13 protein-coding genes are annotated in these 19,796 nt (G+C 45.7%); 11 read left to right on the top strand and 2 right to left on the bottom strand.

Annotation, left to right across the window (positions count from 1 at the left end; genetic code table 11):
- Positions 1-187: 187 nt before the first annotated feature.
- On the bottom strand, positions 188-1,120 hold the full coding sequence (locus AC1DM9_RS32005) for an ArsR/SmtB family transcription factor (RefSeq protein WP_076268999.1): 933 nt from the start codon (positions 1,118-1,120) through the stop codon (positions 188-190).
- Between the two features lie 290 nt (positions 1,121-1,410).
- On the opposite strand from AC1DM9_RS32005, the gene AC1DM9_RS32010 reads away from it, so the two are divergent.
- The 11 genes from AC1DM9_RS32010 to AC1DM9_RS32060 all read left to right on the top strand — a co-directional run bounded on the left by AC1DM9_RS32010 (position 1,411) and on the right by AC1DM9_RS32060 (position 19,232).
- Positions 1,411-2,172 (top strand): SDR family NAD(P)-dependent oxidoreductase, encoded by a 762-nt coding sequence (locus AC1DM9_RS32010; RefSeq protein WP_477512520.1) that lies wholly within the window; start codon positions 1,411-1,413, stop codon positions 2,170-2,172.
- Positions 2,173-2,192: 20 nt separating this feature from the next.
- Positions 2,193-4,043, top strand: coding sequence for a cache domain-containing sensor histidine kinase (locus AC1DM9_RS32015; protein WP_477512521.1), 1,851 nt, complete (start codon positions 2,193-2,195; stop codon positions 4,041-4,043).
- A gap of 16 nt (positions 4,044-4,059) precedes the next feature.
- Positions 4,060-5,349 (top strand): ABC transporter substrate-binding protein, encoded by a 1,290-nt coding sequence (locus AC1DM9_RS32020; RefSeq protein ID WP_477512522.1) that lies wholly within the window; start codon positions 4,060-4,062, stop codon positions 5,347-5,349.
- Between the two features lie 12 nt (positions 5,350-5,361).
- Entirely contained in the window at positions 5,362-6,435 is a 1,074-nt protein-coding gene (locus AC1DM9_RS32025) for a LacI family DNA-binding transcriptional regulator (RefSeq protein ID WP_339204673.1), read from the top strand.
- A 312-nt stretch (positions 6,436-6,747) separates the two neighbouring features.
- Complete coding sequence (locus tag AC1DM9_RS32030) at positions 6,748-7,905, top strand: GntR family transcriptional regulator (protein ID WP_477512523.1); 1,158 nt, start codon at positions 6,748-6,750, stop codon at positions 7,903-7,905.
- A 255-nt stretch (positions 7,906-8,160) separates the two neighbouring features.
- Entirely contained in the window at positions 8,161-11,235 is a 3,075-nt protein-coding gene (locus tag AC1DM9_RS32035; RefSeq protein ID WP_477584014.1) for an alpha-mannosidase, read from the top strand.
- A 5-nt stretch (positions 11,236-11,240) separates the two neighbouring features.
- Positions 11,241-12,152: an ABC transporter permease gene (locus AC1DM9_RS32040; protein ID WP_076268992.1), complete on the top strand. Its 912-nt coding sequence runs from the start codon at positions 11,241-11,243 to the stop codon at positions 12,150-12,152.
- Positions 12,153-12,165: 13 nt separating this feature from the next.
- Positions 12,166-13,062 carry a carbohydrate ABC transporter permease gene (locus tag AC1DM9_RS32045; RefSeq protein ID WP_339204670.1) on the top strand — a complete coding sequence of 299 codons (897 nt, stop codon included), beginning with the start codon at positions 12,166-12,168 and terminating at the stop codon, positions 13,060-13,062.
- Positions 13,063-13,116: 54 nt separating this feature from the next.
- The gene (locus AC1DM9_RS32050; protein WP_477512634.1) at positions 13,117-14,793 is read left to right on the top strand and encodes an extracellular solute-binding protein; all 1,677 of its coding nucleotides are present in this window, start codon (positions 13,117-13,119) and stop codon (positions 14,791-14,793) included.
- A 15-nt stretch (positions 14,794-14,808) separates the two neighbouring features.
- Positions 14,809-16,995, top strand: a complete 2,187-nt coding sequence (locus AC1DM9_RS32055) for a hypothetical protein (RefSeq protein WP_477512635.1) — start codon at positions 14,809-14,811, stop codon at positions 16,993-16,995.
- A 1,037-nt stretch (positions 16,996-18,032) separates the two neighbouring features.
- Positions 18,033-19,232, top strand: a complete 1,200-nt coding sequence (locus tag AC1DM9_RS32060; RefSeq protein WP_477584017.1) for a benzoate/H(+) symporter BenE family transporter — start codon at positions 18,033-18,035, stop codon at positions 19,230-19,232.
- Between the two features lie 16 nt (positions 19,233-19,248).
- Here AC1DM9_RS32060 and AC1DM9_RS32065 read toward each other — a convergent pair whose 3' ends face one another.
- Positions 19,249-19,761 carry an acyl-CoA thioesterase gene (locus tag AC1DM9_RS32065; RefSeq protein WP_076269129.1) on the bottom strand — a complete coding sequence of 171 codons (513 nt, stop codon included), beginning with the start codon at positions 19,759-19,761 and terminating at the stop codon, positions 19,249-19,251.
- Between the last annotated feature and the right edge of the window lie 35 nt (positions 19,762-19,796).

The raw sequence follows: 19,796 nt of genomic DNA on the forward strand, positions 1-19,796 counted from the left end.
CCTCGTTTTTTCAAGGGGCTTCGCCACACATTTCCATCTACGTGTCAAGTCCTATTTCACTTTTTCAAAAAAAAAGAGCAGGCTATCTTTTTGATAACCTACTCTTTATTTATGGTTTTTGATCCTGCACCTTAACTTAATGACATTGCCATGCGGGGCCCCTCTTCTTTTCTTCGTATATAGCAGATTAGACGGTTGTCCGATCCTCTTGCGCCAGCTTCGTATAGTACAGCTTGAAAATGAGATCCTGATTATAGTTTCCGAAACCAGAGCCGAATAAAGTAAAGCCGCCAATATGCTCAGCATCCTCCAAAATCGCAATACGGAACGTCCAGTGACTGTTGCTAATATCAATCTGGTCGAGACTTACATCCGAGAGCCTAAGGCCGTCCATGTAAGTGCCATCCTTCTTAATAATCAACCGCTTCAATAAACCGAACTGGTTGACATCATCAAACCACCAAGGTGGATTAAGCTTGCCTTTTCCGCCATAATCGGCAGGGCTCGTCCACATGCCAACATTTACACCATTAAAGAAAAACGTAAGATCCGAAGGCCAGTTCATATTGGTGAGAGGCGCTTCAGACGAAATTTCCATCGAAATTTCGAGCTCGTCTGGACTCTCGCTCGTTAATAGGAAGTTAGGAATTTTGTATTCGATATAACCTTGCGAGAACCATAATATTTTGGCGTTCACGCGATCGGGATCAAGAAAGTAGCGGGGGTCGTCGAAAATTCCGATAACCTTTTCCGTCGTGCAAATGCCGCAAGTAGGAACGATGTTGAGATCGGTATAATGTCCGATGGAAACCTCGGTTCTGCGTGACTCGCGCTGTACGACGTCCTTGCGAGGGAATGCTATTTCAAGTCCATCCATGCTAAGCGAGCACACCTTCTGAGCGGCACCGCCTTTGCCGGGGGTCATTTCGGATTTGATGATTCCGGCCTTCTCCAGCTTTTTTACGTGCATTGTCATGATTGCACTGCTTAAGCCTAAAGCCTCTGCCAGCTCGCGAATGTTCATTGATTTTTTGGAGAGCAGGTGAATCATTTGAATGCGTACATTACTCGATATAGCCTCAAATATAGGCAGGCTTTGCTCTGATAGCTCGATTTTCAAGGGTTACCTCCGAATAAGAGTTATTATTAATACATATGTGAATGTTTAGAGTAGGCTATAGTCTGTAATATACATGAAAATAGTCGAAATCACAAGGAATATTGCTTGAAATAGCCGCTGCAAGCCATGAAGAAGATAACCATATTGTAAATTAATTCGCCGTATCGTTTACTTGTGTGTACAAATTCATTTTTTTTGGATAAGCTTTATAAAATGAATATTTTTTGGTAGCATAATTATTAGTAAATGATCTAACAAATCTGTTTCCATAAAGAAAGGTGACCTTATTCATGCACATTGATCTTTCTAATAAAACAGCTTTAATCACAGGAGCTACTGGCGATTTAGGACGGGTTATGGCACGTACACTGGCAAGCTGCGGCGCTAACATCGTTCTGCACTACAATAATAACGAAGCAAAGGCCAAAGAATTGCAGACGGAAATTACAGCTATGGGCAGAAAAGCGATGATCGTACAGGCAGACGTAACGAATGAGCAGCATATTAATGAAATGAAAGCTAAGGTAACAGAGGAGCTCGGCCATGTAGACATCGTTGTCGCTAACGCGGTCATTCAGTACCAATGGACAAGCATACTAGAACAGCCTGTTGCTGATTATGTCAGCCAATTCGAATCCTGCGTATTGCATAGCGTCTTTTTAGCGAAAGCTTTTGTGCCGGCAATGATCGAGCGGGGCGGCGGTAGAGTCATTGGCATCAACACTGAATGCGCGATGCAAAATTTTGTGGGACAATCAGCCTATACAGCTGGCAAACGCGGGATGGATGGCGTCTATCGTGTGTTAGCCAAAGAAGCTGGGGAGCATCAAATTACGGTTAATCAGGTTGCGCCAGGGTGGACCATCAGTGATCGCGATCGTGCCACTGGTACGGAGGAGAACCTTGCTTATTCACAAAACGTTCCGCTTAAACGCAGAGGAACGGACCAAGAGATTGCCAATACGGTCGCTTTTCTAGCATCGGATCTAGCAAGCTTTATAACTGGCGCTTACATTCCTGTAAACGGCGGAAACGTTATGCCTGCCATCTAGAATAAGGGAGAGTTAAGAGGATGAGCCCCAGAAAACGATTGTGGCGCATATGGGCAGCTTTAGGCAGCATGAGAATGGAGGGGAAGCTATTTATCGTTTTCCTGCTTCTAATCACGCTGCCGTTATCGTTTATAGGCTACATCTCATATAGCAATTACTCGCGTTCGATTGAGGAGAAAACGATTGTCTATTCGACCAAAATGCTTGAGAACATGATGGTTCGTGTTGACGATTATATCGAGGATATGATTCGTATTTCCTCTATTCCTGCGTACCAGAACGATATCAAACAAAATCTGATTCTCTCGAACAGCTATTACGAGAAAAGGCAGCAAACATCGATCGATAATAGCAATCAGGTGCCTGACGATTTTGACCTTCTGCTCTTGATCCAGCGAGGCATAGAGGGAAATATTTCGTTCATCAATACGATAAAACGCGGCGCCAACTCGGTTTATATATTTGATCAGTTCGGCAATGGCTATTATTCAACAGCTGGCGGCGGCATTCGGTTGAACGTGAAGGAGAGCTATGAGAAATGGCGAGAGCTCATTAATACTTCCGGCGGTGAAGCGAGACTGTTCAGCACGCAAAAATATACGAGCAATTTGCAGAGCGTCAAATATGCGTTTACCGTCGTTCGCAAGGTGATTGATAAATCGCTTAAGCCTATCGGCATGATTGCGGTGGATGCGAATATTAGCGTCATTGAGGATCAAATGAGCGAGCTCGATAAGGTGACAAATGGAAAATCGGTCATTATCGATGAGCTTGGCAATGTCGTTTATGACAGCGACAAGCAGCGAATGGCCACAAACATTATGAGTGATCCTACGGTAGCCCAAGCAAAGGGCACGAAGGGGAGCTTTTATTTTGAGCGTGACGGTGTTAATCGTTTATACATTTATACGACCTCGCCCAATACGAAATGGAAGGTAATGACCTCCATTCCGGACAGTGAGCTGACGAAAGATGCTGTTGTCATTCGCAACGTAACCTGGATCGCTACAATTATTACGATTATCGTCGCGCTTTTTATTTCTGTTGTGTTTTCCTTTGCACTAACGAATCCGCTCCGCAAAATGATGCGATTGATGAAGAACGTGCAGGAGGGTGACTTTAACGTTCAGTTTCAAGTGAAATATCGGGACGAGGTAGGCCAGCTAGGCAATCAGTTCAACCGAATGATTGTCCGAATTGATCACCTCATTCAGGATATTTATTTGATGGAGACAAAAAAGAAGGAAGCTGAGCTGCACGCGCTGCAAAGTCAGATCAATCCGCATTTCATGTATAATACGCTCGAATCGATCCGAATGGCGGCTGAGCTGAATGACGATCAGATCGCAGCCGACATGATTGCCATACTCGGGAAGCTGCTGCGATACAGCATAAGCGATTTGCATGAGGAAGTAACGCTGGAGAATGAGGTTCTGCATATGCGCAACTATGTGGAAATGCTTAATTATCGTTATCCGAACCGCTTCCATTTAGAAACGCATATAACCGATGATATGCTGAAGTATCCTATGATTAAGCTTGTGCTGCAGCCCATTGTCGAGAATGCGATTTATCACGGCATGGATGACAATAAGGCCTCGATGAGAATTGTGATGAGCAGCGAGCGTACGCCGCATGGTGTGCTGCTTCGCATAAAAGATGATGGGCTTGGCATGGATGAGGATACATTAGATCGCTTAAACCGTTCACTTGCAGGATCGGAGGAAGCGGTCGTCAAGCGCAAATCAGGCGGAATCGGCTTGAAAAATGTAAACGAGCGTATCAAGCTCCACTACGGAAACGCATATGGCTTGAAGGTGACCAGTGAACGGGGGAAAGGCACCGAGGTTATTTTACAGTTTCCACTATAATGAGGAGAGACGCTGCATGAACAAATACATTTGTATGCTGCTGCTTATTGTTCTTTTGTCCAGCATAGGCTTGACGGGATGCCAGAAGGCACAAGGCAACAGCGAAAAGGAAAAGGAGCCCGTTAGCAAAGAGGAACAAGTTGGTCAAAATGTGACGATTAACGTAATGACCAATCGTGTTGATCTGATGGAGAATGGCGTGTTTCAAAAATATGCCGATCAATTTGCACAGCTGAATCCTGGCGTAACGGTCAAGTTTGAGGGCATAACCAATTATGCCAGCGATATTATGCTGCGCTTATCCACTCGCAGCTTAGGCGATGTGCTGCTGCTTCCGAACAATATTAAAAATGAAGACTTGCCTGATTATTTTGAGCCGCTAAGCGATAGCTTGTTCGAGCATATTCATTTTGCAGACTTTAAAGCCTATGCTGGACAACGCTTTGGCATTGCTACCGGCGCTTCCACGACAGGGATCGTATATAATAAGCAAGCTTTCAAAAAGGCAGGCATTACACAAATCCCAACGACGTTGGAGCAGTTTTATGCAGCATGCGAGAAGCTGAAGAAAGCCGGCATTGTGCCTGTCTATCTGAACTATGGCGCTCAGTGGCCGCTTATGACTTGGGGCGAGGATCTAGTCAGCTATATGACTGGTAATGCCGACTATTTAAATAATATGGTCAACACGGACGAGCCGTGGACTATTGATAATGCATGGGGACAGTCAATTTCCATCGTCAAAACATTAATATCAAAAGGGTATGTGGAAAACCAATTGCTCACGAATCAATGGGAAACATCCAAAAAAGAGCTTGCTGACGGTAGAGCCGCCATGTATTTAATGGGTAACTGGGTCATCAATCAAGTTATTGCAGCGGGTGCGAAATCGGAAGATATCGGCTTTTTCCCATTCCCTTACGACAATAGCGAGAAGCGCTTCTCGCCGCTAAGCCCGGATTGGTTTGTGGGTGTAAGCAAATTTAGCGAGAATAAAGAGCTCGCCGAGGCGTGGGTCAAATTTTTTGTAAACGAATCTGGTTATGTTGATGATTCGGGCTTCTTGCCTGTGATTGAGGATAAGCAGCCTTCCTTGCCGCAATTTCAACAGTTTCTATCGTTCAACATCGAATTTCTGGAGCGAAGAGTGCCAGACGACCTCTTGCTTGAAATTGCGAATACAGCTCAAATTGCATTTTGGTCCGGCGATTATATTCAAGAGTGGATTGCCTCTCCAGATTTGCAGAAGGTGTTTACCGAATACAATAGGCGCTGGAAAGAAGCGCGAACCATTACTGAAAGCTAAGGTGGACTACCGATGTCAAACAAGGTTACCATGCAGCAAATTGCTGATTATTTAAGCGTATCAAAGTTTGTTGTCTCGAAGGCGCTCTCCGGCAAAGGCGGCGTCAGTGAGGCAACACAGGAGCGGGTTATTCAAGCGGCATCGCAGCTGGGTTATTTTACGCAAAAGAATGCTTATGTGAAAACAATGAAGCTTGAGCAGCTTCCCAAAACGCCTGCCGCCCACAAACAATCGGTGCTTGTTCTTATGCCAAATATTCGCTTCCAAACGAAGGAGTCGCTGTATTGGGGAAGAATCCTCGATGGGATTGCTTCGCGATTGGAGGAAGATGGTTATGGCATGGTCATTGTGTCAGAGCAAAGCGTCGATCATTTCCTTCATTTCTTGAACCCGAATGGCATATTGGGGCTTATCGGCGTGGGAGAAATTTCAACTCCGCTGCTGTTAGAGGTGCATCGCATCGGCTTGCCAATGGTGCTCGTGGATCATGAGGATATGTTGATTCCTAGTGATACGGTGTTTACGAACAATTATGATTCAATGTATCGCTTGACGAAACATTTGATTGGTAAAGGACATACGCAGCTGTGCTTTATTGGGGATATGAATTATTCGCGGAGCTTTAAGGATCGGTTTCTTGGGTTCCGAAGTGTACTGGAGGAGCAGGCTCTGGTGGAGCCTAGGTTCCAAATGAGCAATGACTGTTATCTTCCCGTTGAAGGTTTTGAGCATGAGCAGTTTCAAGAGCCGATAAAACAGTGGGCAATCAAAAGGCTCAAGGCAAAAACGATGCCAACGGCGCTTCTATGTGCAAATGACATGATCGGTATCGGTGCGATTGATGCCATGAAGGAGCTAGGTATTGCGGTTCCGGAAGAGGTGTCCATTACAGGCTATGACAACATTGACGATTCCTATCGCATGACACCTTCTTTGTCGACGGTGCATGTGCCTAAGGAAGCGCTTGGCAAGCGTGCGGTAGAGAGGCTGATTAGCAGAATAACGAACAAGCAGGAGCCGATGGAGAAGCTGCTTGTAGCTGGAGAGATCTTGTACCGAGAGTCAACGGCGCAGGTGAAAGCATGACTTAGGACATAGGTTGATGTATGAACAATGAAGTTTAAATGGATGAATGGCTTATGATTTGTCATATTGATAACGATTTCGAATACAATTATAAATATATATTGTATATATTATATATACAAAATTCGCGATATTCGACAAGGAAAGTGGTTAAAAACGCTCGATGTATAGGAAAAAAGCTATAAATTAGCGTCTTCCTTAGTTCTAAAGAAGGGTAATTTACTTCATTCGACAAAGATGTGGGTATTGCCTAAAAAGAGGCTAACCTATATTATATATTACAAATATTAATATGGAGCTTGGTGATAGCAAATGAATTCAACAGTCCGTACGCCGCTTTACCAGAAAATCCAGGATTATATCCGTGAGTTGATTGCTACGGAAGGCTTGAAGGCGGGGGACCGCATTCCGACCGAAAAAGATCTTATGAAGTTGTTTAACGTCAGTAAAATAACTGTAGTGAATGCGATGGTCGGTCTTGCGAACGATGGAATCATTTCCCGAGTACCGGGAAAGGGCAGCTTCGTCAGCAATGATGGGCAGGTAGAAGTGGATGAGACAGTGCCGGCTACGCCGACAGTTGGTTTAGAAAGAGCGGCAACCCAGAATAAAACGCATATGATTGGTCTCGTTATGCCATCTATTTATGATTATTTTGCCATCCGTTTAGTTGAGGGAGTGCAGAGGGCGCTAAGAGAAAAGGGCTACCGAAGCATGATTTTGCTGTCTGAGGGCGATGTGGATAAAGAGAAAGAAGCGTTTAAGACGCTAAAGGAATTCGGTACGGACGGTTTGCTTGTATTTCCCGTAGATGAAGAGAATTATAACGAAGAAATATTAAATATGAAGTTCAATGGCTACCCCTTTGTACTTATCGATCGTTTCCTGCCTGGCGTAGAAACCAATTATATCGCTGCGGATGGAAGGCTTGGAACAAGCCTTGCAGTCGAATATATGTGGGAGCTTGGGCACCGGGAAATTGCGATTTGCTCAGATTCTCCGCTGCAAACGGTTACGGTACAGGAGCGGATTGAAGGTTATATGGACGCTTTGAAAAACAAAGGCGCACTCATTAATCCGGCTCATATTATTACCGATTTTAATGTTGGTAGTCTTAAGGATGCGGAGAAGCATCCGTTATACCGCTATATTCGCAACCGAATGGCTACAGCGTATATTACGCTTAACGGAAGGCTGGCTGTTCGAATTTATCAAATGGCTAGGCAAGCGGGGCTTCGCGTGCCTGAGGATTTGTCTATTATCAGCTTCGATGACCCGACATCTATCGTAGATGAGTTCAGCTTGTTTACACATATCAATCAGTTTGAGCATGATATGGGTTATCGTGCAGCAAGCACACTGATCAACATTATTGAGAATGGGGTAGACCCAAACAATAGATATAGCAAAACGCTGCTTAATCCTGAGCTGGTTATCCGCCAAACGACTGGACCAAGACCAGTTCAATAATTGAATAAGCGATAAAATTGAGAATCTTTTCCGCTAAGGAAAAGATTTTTTTATTTATATATTGAATATATTGAATCTATATATTATATTATGAATAAGACGAATGTTTATAAAGCTTGGTTGCAAAGTCATATAGCGAAGTTTTGAATAGTTTCGCGAGTACGATCTGAAAACGCTAACATTTTGAAGTCGATAGGCATGTATGGGAAAAAGCCTGTATGAAATATAGAACTGGATGATAAAGGAGACCTACAAATGCCATACGAAAAAGTGAGAACGGAGCAGTTGAAGTCGCTGTTGGACCGGTTGAAGGAACAAATCTACAAGCCGCTTACGGATTTGAAAGTAACCGCTTGGGTTACTGAGGAGCCGGTTTCTTACGAGGATAGGGAGTCAGGCAGGAAGATTGAACTCGCTGCGGGAGACCGCTGGGGAAATCTTTGGGACTGCGCTTGGTTTCACTTTAGCGGAAAAGTACCGCAAGAAGCGAAGGGCACCAAAATTGTACTTCTTATCGATGTGAATGGTGAGCTTTGTTTAGTAGATGAAGAGGGAACACCTACTCAGGGTTTAACGAATATAAATTCTGAGTTTGATTATAGCCTTGGCCTTCCTGGCAAACGTGTTGTACACATTAGTGAAAGCGCGCAGGGAGATGAAGAAATTGATTTGTGGGGCGACGCAGGCTGCAATGATTTGTTCGGTCGCTTCCGCAGTGGCACTTTGAAGGAAGCCCAAATCGCAATCTGCCACGAGAATATCCATCAGCTTTATTATGACGCTGAGGTACTTCTGGAGACGGCAGATCGTTTGCCTGAAGGGTCAGCACGCAGAGCACGCATTTTGCAGTCTTTGTATGAAGTCTCTCATATCCTTACATCTTTGAGTGAAGAAAGAGTGGCTAAGGCATCGAAACTGCTGCGTGAGCAGCTTGATAAACGCGGCGGAGATCCAGTGCTTACTATTAGTGCCGTCGGCCACGCGCATATGGATCTGGCTTGGTTATGGCCTATCCGTGAAACCATCCGTAAGGGAGCACGCACATTTTCAACGGTGCTGCGGATGATGGAACGTTACCCTGACTACATCTTTGGAGCAAGCCAGCCACAGCTTTATGATTGGATGAAAATTCATTATCCGAAGCTGTATGCCAGCATCAAAGAGCGTGTGCAAGAAGGGCGCTGGGAGCTGCAAGGCGCGATGTGGGTTGAATCGGATACAAACGTACCTAGCGGAGAAGCCCTGATCCGTCAAATCCTTTACGGAAAACGGTATTTCCAAGCAGAGTTTGGTCAAGAGATGAAGTCGCTTTGGATGCCGGACGTATTTGGATACACAGCGAGCTTGCCTCAAATTTTGAAAAAATCAGGCGTTGATTACATGATGACGCAGAAGCTGTCATGGAGCATTTACAACCGTCATCCCCACCATACGTTCCACTGGGAAGGAATCGACGGCTCGCGTGTCCTGACTCATATGCCGCCTGAGGATACGTATAACAGCCCGGCTGCACCTCGTTCTATTGTGAAGGCAGAGAATGAATACATGGACAAAAACGTATCGGAGAATTGTCTCATGTTGTTCGGAATCGGCGATGGCGGAGGCGGTCCTGGCGAGGAGCATCTCGAGAGATTGCAGCGGGAGAAAAATTTACTGGGCCTTAGCCCAGTTGTTCAAGAGCATTCTTCGCAATTTTTTGAGAAGCTTGCAGTTGGCTCTGATCGTTATCAAGTGTGGTCCGGGGAGCTTTATCTGGAGCGCCATCAAGGAACGCTGACGAGCCAAGCGCGCAATAAACGGTATAACCGTAAGCTTGAGAAAGCTTTGCGCGAGCTTGAATATGCAGCTGTCTTGGCTGAAAGAACAAAGGGCAAACCTTATCCTGCGCAGGAGCTGGAAACGATATGGAAAGAAGTGCTGCTCTATCAATTCCATGATATATTGCCAGGCTCCTCTATTAAACGCGTATATGATGAATCGTTGGAGAGATACGCAATACTGCTGGAACGTGTCGAGCAGTTAATTTCCGAAGCTTACGAAGCGGTTGCACAATCCGTATCTGCTGAGAAAGGCTCTGAGGTGATCTTTAACTCCCTGTCATGGGATCGGGAAGAATGGATTGAAAACAATGGCGCATGGCAGCGGGTTCGTATTCCTGCTATGGGATATGCCGTTGCAACTGGTTCACTAGCGCTTGCTGAGACGGCAGCAGCTGAAGCAGAAATTGCAGCTGCCCGGACGCAAGAGAAAACAGCGGCAAATAACCTCTTTCCTGATATGAGGGCATCGGCTATCGATCGGATAATGGAAAATGATATGTTATCGGTTACGTTCGCTGAAGACTTCACGATTATATCCATCATTGATAAAGAGCTTGGCCGGGAAATCATCCCGCATGGCCAGAAGGCGAATGAACTCAGCCTGTATCATGATGAGGGCGATGCATGGGATATTAAACAAGATTATCGCCTCTCGGGAGGAGTACCGCTTGAGCCATCTGAATCATCAGCTTTCCAAGATGGACCAACGGTAGGCTTGCTGCTTGTATATCGGTTTGGTCAATCAACAATGACGCAGAAGGTCATCCTGACTCAAGGAAGCCGCCGTATCGATTTCGTTACGGACGTTGATTGGAAGGAATCAGCGAAGATGCTGCGTACATCCTTCCCTGTCAATATTCGTTCGGACAGTGCGAGCTGTGAAATTCAGTTCGGCTACTTGAAACGCCCTACACATCGCAATACGCTGTGGGATTATGCGAAGGATGAAATTTGCGCTCATCAATGGATCGATCTTTCGGAGTCGGATTATGGCGTCGCACTTCTCAATGATTGCAAATACGGACATCGTGCTTGGCAGAATGTGCTGGATTTGAATCTTTTGCGCAGTACATCGTATCCAGATCCAGAAGCCGATCAAGCAGAGCATCAGTTTACGTATTCTTTGTACCCGCATAAAGGGGATCATGTTCAGGCAGAGGTTTATAAGCGTGGATATGAGCTTAACGTACCACTGCGTTCGGTAAGCATGACAGCAAGCGACGAGGCGCAGCATTTGCCAGCAGCAAAATCATTTTTCAGCGTTGACCATTCCAATGTAATGGTTGAAACGGTGAAGCAGGCAGAGGACGGAGATGATCTCATCATCCGTTTATATGAAACCGCAGGAACACATCTTAAGGCAAAACTCATTGCAGCTATGAACGAAGCGGATGCTTGGCTTACTGATTTGATGGAAACACCCATCGATAGAATCCATGCGGAGGAAGGGGCATACCACCTGGCCTTTACTCCATTTGAAATAAAAACGATCCGTTTGGCAAGGAGGTAAAGCATATGACAGAGTCAGTATTGTGGAAACGAATTTGGCGGCACAAACTATTTTATTTGTTTATGCTGCCCGGCATCATCTGGTTTTTCCTCTTTTCCTACGTCCCACTTTTTGGCGTACAAGTGGCATTTCGTGATTTCATGTTCTCTGGGGGCTTCACTGGAAGCCCCTGGGCAGGACTGAAATACTTCCAGCAGTTTTTCTCCTATTATCAGTCATTCGAGTTGATCCGCAACACGATTATCATCAGTCTCATGAAGCTTCTTATCGGATTTGCAATGCCTATATGTCTTGCAATTCTATTGAACGAGGTTCGCAACATTAAATTTAAGAAAACCGTGCAAACGCTTTCTTATTTACCGTATTTCGTTTCATGGATTGTCGTTGTTACGCTGATGCAGCGTCTTCTTACTCCATCTGGAGGTCCAATCAATGAATTGCTTGGTGTGTTTGGTGTAGAACCGATTCAGTTCTTGAACAATACAACATGGTTTTATCAAATCGTTGTAGGCTCAGATATTTGGAAAAACATCGGGTGGAACTCGATCATCTATATGGCAGCAATCGCCGGCATTGACCAGCAGCTTTACGAGGCGGCTAAGATCGACGGCGCTGGGCGCACTCGCCAAATGTGGCATGTAACGCTTCCTGGTATTCGCAACATTGCCGTTATTTTGTTCATACTCTCGGCCGGCAGCTTAATGAGCGCTGGTTATGAGCAGCTGCTCCTGCTGAACGGTCCGGCTACCGCCGCAATCGGCAGCGTACTCGATGTGCATGTTATCAGCTCCGGTATAGGTGAAGGCCGATTAAGTTATGCGGCTGCTGTAGGATTATTCCAGAGTGTCATTGCACTCATTCTTATCGTGACTGTCAACCGAATTGCTCGCAAGGTTAGCGACGTATCCCTGTTTTAAGGAGTGGTTTGATATGGCGAAAAGCCGATTTTCTATATTTAGCATTTGTAATTATATTTTCTTAACATTGTTCGGATTGTCGATGATCTACCCGTTTATTTACATTCTGGTCTACTCGCTCAACGATGGAAAAGATTCGATGATGGGTGCGCTTTATTTCTTCCCTCGTAAATTTACACTGGACAATTACGTAGAGGTTTTTGATAATGCCCGCATTTGGCAGGCCTACAAAATCACGCTGCTTCGAACGGTGCTCGGCACATTCCTGCACGTAGGGCTTTGTACGCTGATGGCTTATGCGCTTTCCAAAAAAACGCTGCCAGGAAGAACATTTTTTACGTATTACATCTTTTTGCCAACGATATTCAGCGCTGGATTCATTCCGTATTTCATCACTTTGCAGAAGCTGCATCTGATCAACAGTTTTTGGGTATATGTCATTCCGATGTTATTCAATTTCATGCATATCGTCATTCTTCGAACGTTCCTGCAAGGCATACCGGAGGAGCTAGAGGAATCGGCACGAATTGACGGCTACGGTGACTTTCAAATATTCCTTAAAATCATACTACCGTTATCGGGTCCAGTTCTTGCGACTATCGCTTTGTTTATCGGGGTTTCGCATTGGAACGACTGGTTTACAGGCGCCTATTATGTGTCGGATAAAAATCTGATACCAGTTCAAACGCTGCTGCAAGAATTGCTGACCGAAGCGGAAGCGCTATCATCCTCCATGCAGAGAGCGGCGCAGCAAGGCGGTCAGACCGTCAGCGTCAATGTGGCTGGGGCAACACCGGAATCGCTTCGAATGGCTTTGCTCGTTATCACGGTGTTTCCGATCTTGTGTATTTACCCGTTTTTGCAGCGTTACTTCGTCAAGGGCGTTATGATTGGCTCGGTCAAAGGATAATCGTCCGCATTCGGGACTTTATCATATTTCATTACAGTTCACGGGAGGGTTTTTATGAAGAACAAAAGAGCAAAAAGCACTTCGTTGTTTCTCGCAGTAACTCTGATGGCGGTTACGCTGTTTGGCTGCAGCAACAACAACGGTGGCGCCGTCAATAAGCCTTCGGACAACGCAGGCACAACTAACAGCGGTACAGAGCAAAAAGAGGTGAAACTCAAAGTTCTTCACAACTGGAACGGCTCCAGCGGCAGCGACACAGACACGACGGCGATCGAGAAGGTTATTAAAGAAAAAACGGGGATTACGATCGAGTGGGAATATACAAAGGGCAGTGAAGTTGAGAAAGTGAACACCATTTTTGCAACTCAAGATATGCCTGATATTTACACAGGTCCAGCTTGGGGCGGAGAGCTAGATGGAATTATAAAAGCAGCGAAGGAAGACCAATTGGTCGATCTTTCGGATAAGCTGGACAAATATCCAAATCTAGCAAAAGCGATTCAGAAAGACAATGTTCCGCCAGCGCTTTATGAGAAAGCTTTTGATGTGTATGACGGCAAGCAGTTCTTGCTTTACCAGAACCACCCTGCAACACCTGAGGATGCAATGGATTGGCTTTATGGCTTCTATGTCCGCAAGGATATTGCTGAGAAGGTTGGAGTAGACCCGCAATCCGTACGTACAAAGGAAGAGCTTTACAGCTTCCTGAAAAAAATCAAGGACGCTGACCTGAAGGAAAATGGCATGTCTGTTATTCCTCTCGGAGGCTTCCATAACGGCTGGGCTGTCGGTATCGGCAATACGATGTTCTATGGCTCTGGTTATGTAGATAAAGGTGATGGAACGCTGGAAAACAGCTTCTTCTCGAAACAATACGAGGATTATACGCTGTATTACCGCAAGCTGATCTCCGAAGGTCTGCTTGATCTTGAAGCGTTTACGCAAACTGATCCAATCGCGAATGAGAAAATCAAGCAAGGCCGTATTGCAGTGCTGGCTGCTCACTATCCAGCGATTCTCGATGCTTCCAAGGACTATGTGAAAGCGCATCCAGGCAGTGATTATATTCCAGTTGGCCCGCTTGAGCGTGCTGGCGCTGCTGCAGACCGTCCTGCTGACCTTTCTATTCAAGGAAACAACGTAACCGTTATTCCGAAAAAATCGAAAAACGTAGATGCAGCGCTTCGCTTGCTGGACTATCTTGCTTCTGATGAAGGTTTCCTTCTCGTACGTTACGGCATTCAAGGCGAACATTGGGATATGGAAAACGGCAAGCCTGTAGCCAAAAAAGAATGGTTTGATAAATTCTCAGCGGATACAACTGGCAAGATGAAGAAAAATGAAGGAATTGGCATTGGCCTTGAGAGCATGTCTGGCCAAGACCGCATCAACTCCGTTGGCGCTGGAGACATCTGGTCTGATCAGGATCGTCTGGCAGCAATGGATAATGCGCGTAAAATTTTACGCCCTAACGGTATTAGTGTTATTTCGGCATACAATCCTGGCGACGTTATGATTAAGTCTCCTCAGTGGGAAATGCTGAAGCCATCCATGGACAAAATAGGCGACGTCTGGAAAGAAGCGATTTATGCGAAATCGGATGAAGCGGCACTAAAAATCATTAATGATCTTCGCGGTCAGATGAATAAAACAGGCTATAAAGAAGCAATGCAGTTTACTAATGACAACTTGAAAGGCAAGGAAGTTGCTTTGTTTGGAATGGCAAACTAAAGGAGGCTTCTCGCTTTGACGAAGGGTTTGGGACAACGAGCAGAGTGGACCGGTTTTCAAGAATCAAGGCCGTATGGCCCGAAGTATGATTTGCGGACCGATTTTGTCATGGTATACGGAATATCTGATGATTTGCCTGAGCGGATCGAAGGCTGGAGAAATGCCGGCTATAAGATTCATTTGATGACAGGTGTATCTTGGGGGGAGTATCAGGACTACTTGTACGGTCGATTCGACGGACGGGAGCACTGGGATGAAGCTCAAATGGACCGCAGCGGAAATCATCTGCTTCATGGCAAGGATGTTCCTTATATGGTTCCGACCATTGCCTTCGCTGAATATTTGGCTTCTCATATTAAACGGGCAATCGACTCTGGTGCAGAAGCGATTCATTTGGAGGAGCCGGAATTTTGGGCGGCATCTGGTTATTCCGATGCGTTCAAGCGGGAGTGGCTGAATTATTACGGGGAGGATTGGATTCCTCCCCACTCCTCGCCGGACGCTCAGTATAGAGCATCCAAGCTGAAGGCGGCAATGTACTATCGTGCGCTTGACCGGCTTTGCAGTCAAATGAAGGAATATTCCTTAGTAACCTACGGTAGAACGGTGCGTTTCTATGTCCCAACTCACAGCTTGATCAATTACACGCAGTGGCGAATTATAAGTCCTGAGGCGCTGCTCGTGTCGATGCCTGGCTGTGACGGTTTCATTGCTCAGATCTGGACGGGAACGGCTCGTACTCCGAACGTTTATAAGGGGCTGCGCAGAGAGCGAACCTTCGAGACGGCATATTTGGAATATGGAATTATGCAGGAGCTCACTCGTGGGACGGGGCGTGAAATGTGGTTCCTTCACGATCCGATAGAGGATAACCCTAGATACAGCTGGAGCGACTATCGTAAAAACTATCGTTCTACTGTTGTTGCTTCCCTGCTGCATCCTGAGGTGAAGCAATACGAGGTATGCCCATGGCCGCGCCGTGTATTCGAGGGCAGCTACCCGACTGAGGACGGGAAAGGAAAAGAAATGATCCCGGGTGACTATGCGACCGTGCTTCTGACGGTCATGAATGTGCTGCGCGACATGCATAACCATGATGAGGTTGCTGGAGACGACGCCTATACAGCTGGCATTGGCCTTTGCTTATCCAACTCTGCAATGTATCAACGCGGGGACGTTATCCGTGAAGGCGAGCAGGAAGGCGAAGCCGCCAAATATGACGGAACGAGTTCAGCTGAAGAGCTGAGTGAAGAGCAGAAGGAGCTTCTTGACTGGTCGTCCTTTTACGGACTCGCGCTTCCGCTCGTGAAGGTAGGCATTCCGCTAAGACCGGTACAGCTGGACAATATTTTGACCTTCCCAGGGTATTTGGATCATTACCGGGTGCTGCTGCTCAGCTACGAATTTATGAAGCCGGAGCATCCGGGCATTCATCAAGCTATCGGACAATGGGTGAGGGAGGGCGGCATACTCATCTATGTCGGTGACGGCTCGGACCCCTATCATGAAGTACGGGAATGGTGGAACCGTGAGAACAGCCGCCGCTCTTACATGCGTCCGGAAGAACATTTATTCGAGTCGCTTGGCTTAGGTAGAAACCCGGAGCAAGGAGAGTTTACGGTAGGCAGCGGTGCTGTTTTATTTTACCGTGAGAATCCAGCGGAGTTGTCCCGTTCTGAAGCGGGTGCAGCTCTTATACGGAGTGCTGTAAAAAGGTCGCTCGAGATCCGCGGAGAAATGGTTGATTATAAGGAAAGCACCTCGTTGCATATTAGACGGGGGCCTTATGTCATTACTCATGTGCTGGATGAGAGGGAAGCGGATGATTCAATCATTCTGGAAGGATTGTTCGTTGATTTGTTCGAAGCGAGCATGCCTGTGAAACATTCCGTGGAAATCAAATCGGGCGAGGACAGCTTGTTGTTTGATTTGAACTACTCGGATAAACAGCTGGGAGAAACAAGTATTCTTGTTAGTTCGTCACGCATTCGTGAGGAGCTGTTGGCTGAAAACGGAATTTCCTTTGTTTCAGAGTCACCGCTGGACATCACGGTTAGTACGCGCCTGCGTGTTCCAAGTGAGCCTAGCAGCGTCACAGCTGGTGATCAAGCGGCATCATACGAGTATGATGGAGAGTCAGGAACGGTGCTTCTTCGCTATCCAGGCATTCCGGAAGGAATTGCAGTAAGCGTGGAATGGTAATGCGATAACAAACAAACGATTGAAGGGGCTGTCCCAAAGTGATGAACTCACTGGAGAGATAGCTGGATATGAATATTGAAAAAATGGCGTCACAGAGATTTAATCCTGTGACGCCATTTTTCTATTTTGGTCTATTGATGTTTGCTTAAGCAAATAGTGGACAAGCGAATCTTGGCGTATGATCGAGGTAGGAAATGGAGCAATAAGCACATATATGTTCTTACAGCGAGAGAAAGGGCTAGGTTTGTTGTCTGTAAGCACATATATGCGCTTATAGAGTAGCTGCGGCGTATGATCGGGGTAGGAAATGGAGCAATAAGCACGTATATGTTCTTACAGCGAGAGAAAAAGCTAGGTTTGTTGTCTGTAAGCACATATATGCGCTTATAGAGTAGCTGCGGCGTATGATCGAGGTGGGAAATGGAGCAATAAGCACTTATATGTTCTTACAGCGAGAGAAAGGGCTAAGTTTGTTGTCTATAAGCACATATATGCGCTTATAGAGTAGCTGCGGCGTATGATCGAGGTAAGAAATGGAGCAATAAGCACATATATGTTCTTACAGCGAGAGAAGAAGCTAGGTTTGTTGTCTGTAAGCACAAATATGCGCTTATAGAGTAGCGGCGGCGTATGATCGAGGTGTGAAATGGAGCTGGAGCTCAGACAGAATGAACGTTTTCGGACCTATAACTTACGAACCTAGTAGCTCTTATTTTAACCTTTCGTAATGGATTAAAAGTGCAACGAACTACAGAATCGTTATTTCGAGAAAAATAGCTTATGACACCCAATTCAGCATGCTATAACGTTCATGAGGTTCGTTAAAACTTAAGTAAGCTAGTTTTCATCACAATAAGAATAATACAGTTCGTTAGAGAGTTGATCTTGGGATGTCTTGGGATGCCTTGATATGTTATGCGCAGAAATGGCTGAAAAAAGTTTGAGCAGTGGATGGGTACAAATTGCATAGAAACGGTTATACTTAAGCACTTGAACAACTCGGAAGCCTTATTATTATACGATTAGGAAGCGATTTGATGATAAAAACCCAATCCAAGCTCAATCGGCAAAATGTGTTTACTGGTATATTATCTGCGATGCTAGCATGTACAGGCGGAGCCGTACTCATCGTTAGCAGCGCTGAAAAAGCAGGTTTTTCAACCTTAGAGCTCGTCGCGTGGCTGTTCGCCGTTTACTTTTTTGGCGGACTGTTGAACATAGCTTTGACATTGATTTATAAGATTCCGTTTGGCGGCGCGCATTCGATAACCGCTGTTGCTTTCTTAAGCACTTCTGCGACACAGTTTACAGTGCAGGAGTTAGCTGGTGCGAGCATTATTTCCGGGATTATTATCGCTGTATTTGGTTTATCTGGTCTGTCTGATAAGCTGCTGGCTTTCCTGCCCAAGCCGCTGATGGACGCGATGCTTGCCGGTTTAATATTCAACCATATTGTAAAAATCGTTCCCGCGGTCAAGGATGCTCCCTTTGTCGGGTTCATGGCCTTGGTCGGTTTTTTCTTATTTCCCCGTTTATTCAAGGGCTTTCCGCCTGTGCTCGGCGTCGTTTGCATGGGGCTGCTTGCGCTATGGATTGGCTACGATTTGCCTCCAATGGAGGTGCTGCCGTTTGCGCTGCCGCATGTGGTGAGCCCTGAGTTTTCGATTAATGGGCTGTTATCGTTAGCTATCCCTTTGTCGATACTCGTGCTTAGCAACGATTTGTTTGTAGCTTTGGCAGCACTTCGCAAAAATGGCTATGAGCCATCCGCTTCCAAGACGATTACGATAACTGGTTTTGCTACGACTGCTGTAGCGTTTCTTGGCGGTCATAGTGTAAATGTTGGCGGAATGATGAGTATGCTGTGCAGCAGCGAAGAAGCTGGTGCAAAGGAATCTCGTCCTTATGCAGCGATTGTCTCGGGCACATTAGTGGCGTTGTTTGGATTATTTGCTTGGAAGGTTATTGCCTTTATTAATATTCTTCCGTCTTCATTTATTTGGCTTCTAACGGGTTTTTCATTGATGGGGGTATTCATTCAAAGCCTTCAGTCAGCTTTTTCGGAATCTGCCTACCGCTACTCAACGGCCTTTACATTTGCAATTGCGGTAGCGAATGTCGCCTTTCTCGGCGTTTCTGCCCCTGTTTGGTGCTTGGCAATCGGCATGGTTACGATGAAATTGCTGGGCGAGGGAACACGCAGCAATAGCAATGATGCTGTTCGTCAAAATAAATAGTAATAAAAGGGGACGATTATTCCCACGGAAACTTCGTCAGCAAAAAGTCTGCAAACTTTTTGCTCTCTTCTCTGCGCTGCTTCCTCATTGCCGTTCTATGCTCGGCTGTTTCATATAATTTAATTTCTTCTTCCGTTTCAGGGACAATACGAGGTACAAGTATTGTCTTATTTTGTTCATCTAGGGCAACGAAAGTAAGAAAAGAGGTTGCTGCTATTTTTCGCTCGCCGCTTCTTAAATCTTCTCGTATCACTTTCACAAAAACCTCGATTGAACTTTTGCCCGTCCAAGTAACGAAGGACTCTAGGGAAACGGAATCTGTTGGCCGGATTGGATGCAAGAAATCAACGGAATCCGTCGAAGCGGTTACCGCGGTAACTCTGCATAATTTGGAAGCGGATATCGAAGCAATATCATCGATATAAGACATAAGTTTGCCGCCGAACAACGTATTATGATTGTTTACATCGGTTGGGAATACTCTCGAAACCTTAAAGGATCGCGTTTCTTTGACATATTTATTTTCCAAAGCATTCACACAACTTTCTAGAAAGTGGCTGATCT

Source organism: Paenibacillus sp. 01T431, assembly GCF_056398625.1.

Bases quoted from the DNA above. Each gene is read 5' to 3' on its own strand.
- AC1DM9_RS32010 (WP_477512520.1), top strand. From the start codon at position 1,411: ATGCACATTGATCTTTCTAATAAAACAGCTTTAATCACAGGAGCTACT.
- AC1DM9_RS32040 (WP_076268992.1), top strand. From the start codon at position 11,241: ATGACAGAGTCAGTATTGTGGAAACGAATTTGGCGGCACAAACTATTT.
- AC1DM9_RS32025 (WP_339204673.1), top strand. From the start codon at position 5,362: ATGTCAAACAAGGTTACCATGCAGCAAATTGCTGATTATTTAAGCGTA.
- AC1DM9_RS32015 (WP_477512521.1), top strand. From the start codon at position 2,193: ATGAGCCCCAGAAAACGATTGTGGCGCATATGGGCAGCTTTAGGCAGC.
- AC1DM9_RS32020 (WP_477512522.1), top strand. From the start codon at position 4,060: ATGAACAAATACATTTGTATGCTGCTGCTTATTGTTCTTTTGTCCAGC.
- AC1DM9_RS32045 (WP_339204670.1), top strand. From the start codon at position 12,166: ATGGCGAAAAGCCGATTTTCTATATTTAGCATTTGTAATTATATTTTC.
- AC1DM9_RS32035 (WP_477584014.1), top strand. From the start codon at position 8,161: ATGCCATACGAAAAAGTGAGAACGGAGCAGTTGAAGTCGCTGTTGGAC.
- AC1DM9_RS32060 (WP_477584017.1), top strand. From the start codon at position 18,033: ATGATAAAAACCCAATCCAAGCTCAATCGGCAAAATGTGTTTACTGGT.
- AC1DM9_RS32030 (WP_477512523.1), top strand. From the start codon at position 6,748: ATGAATTCAACAGTCCGTACGCCGCTTTACCAGAAAATCCAGGATTAT.
- AC1DM9_RS32050 (WP_477512634.1), top strand. From the start codon at position 13,117: ATGAAGAACAAAAGAGCAAAAAGCACTTCGTTGTTTCTCGCAGTAACT.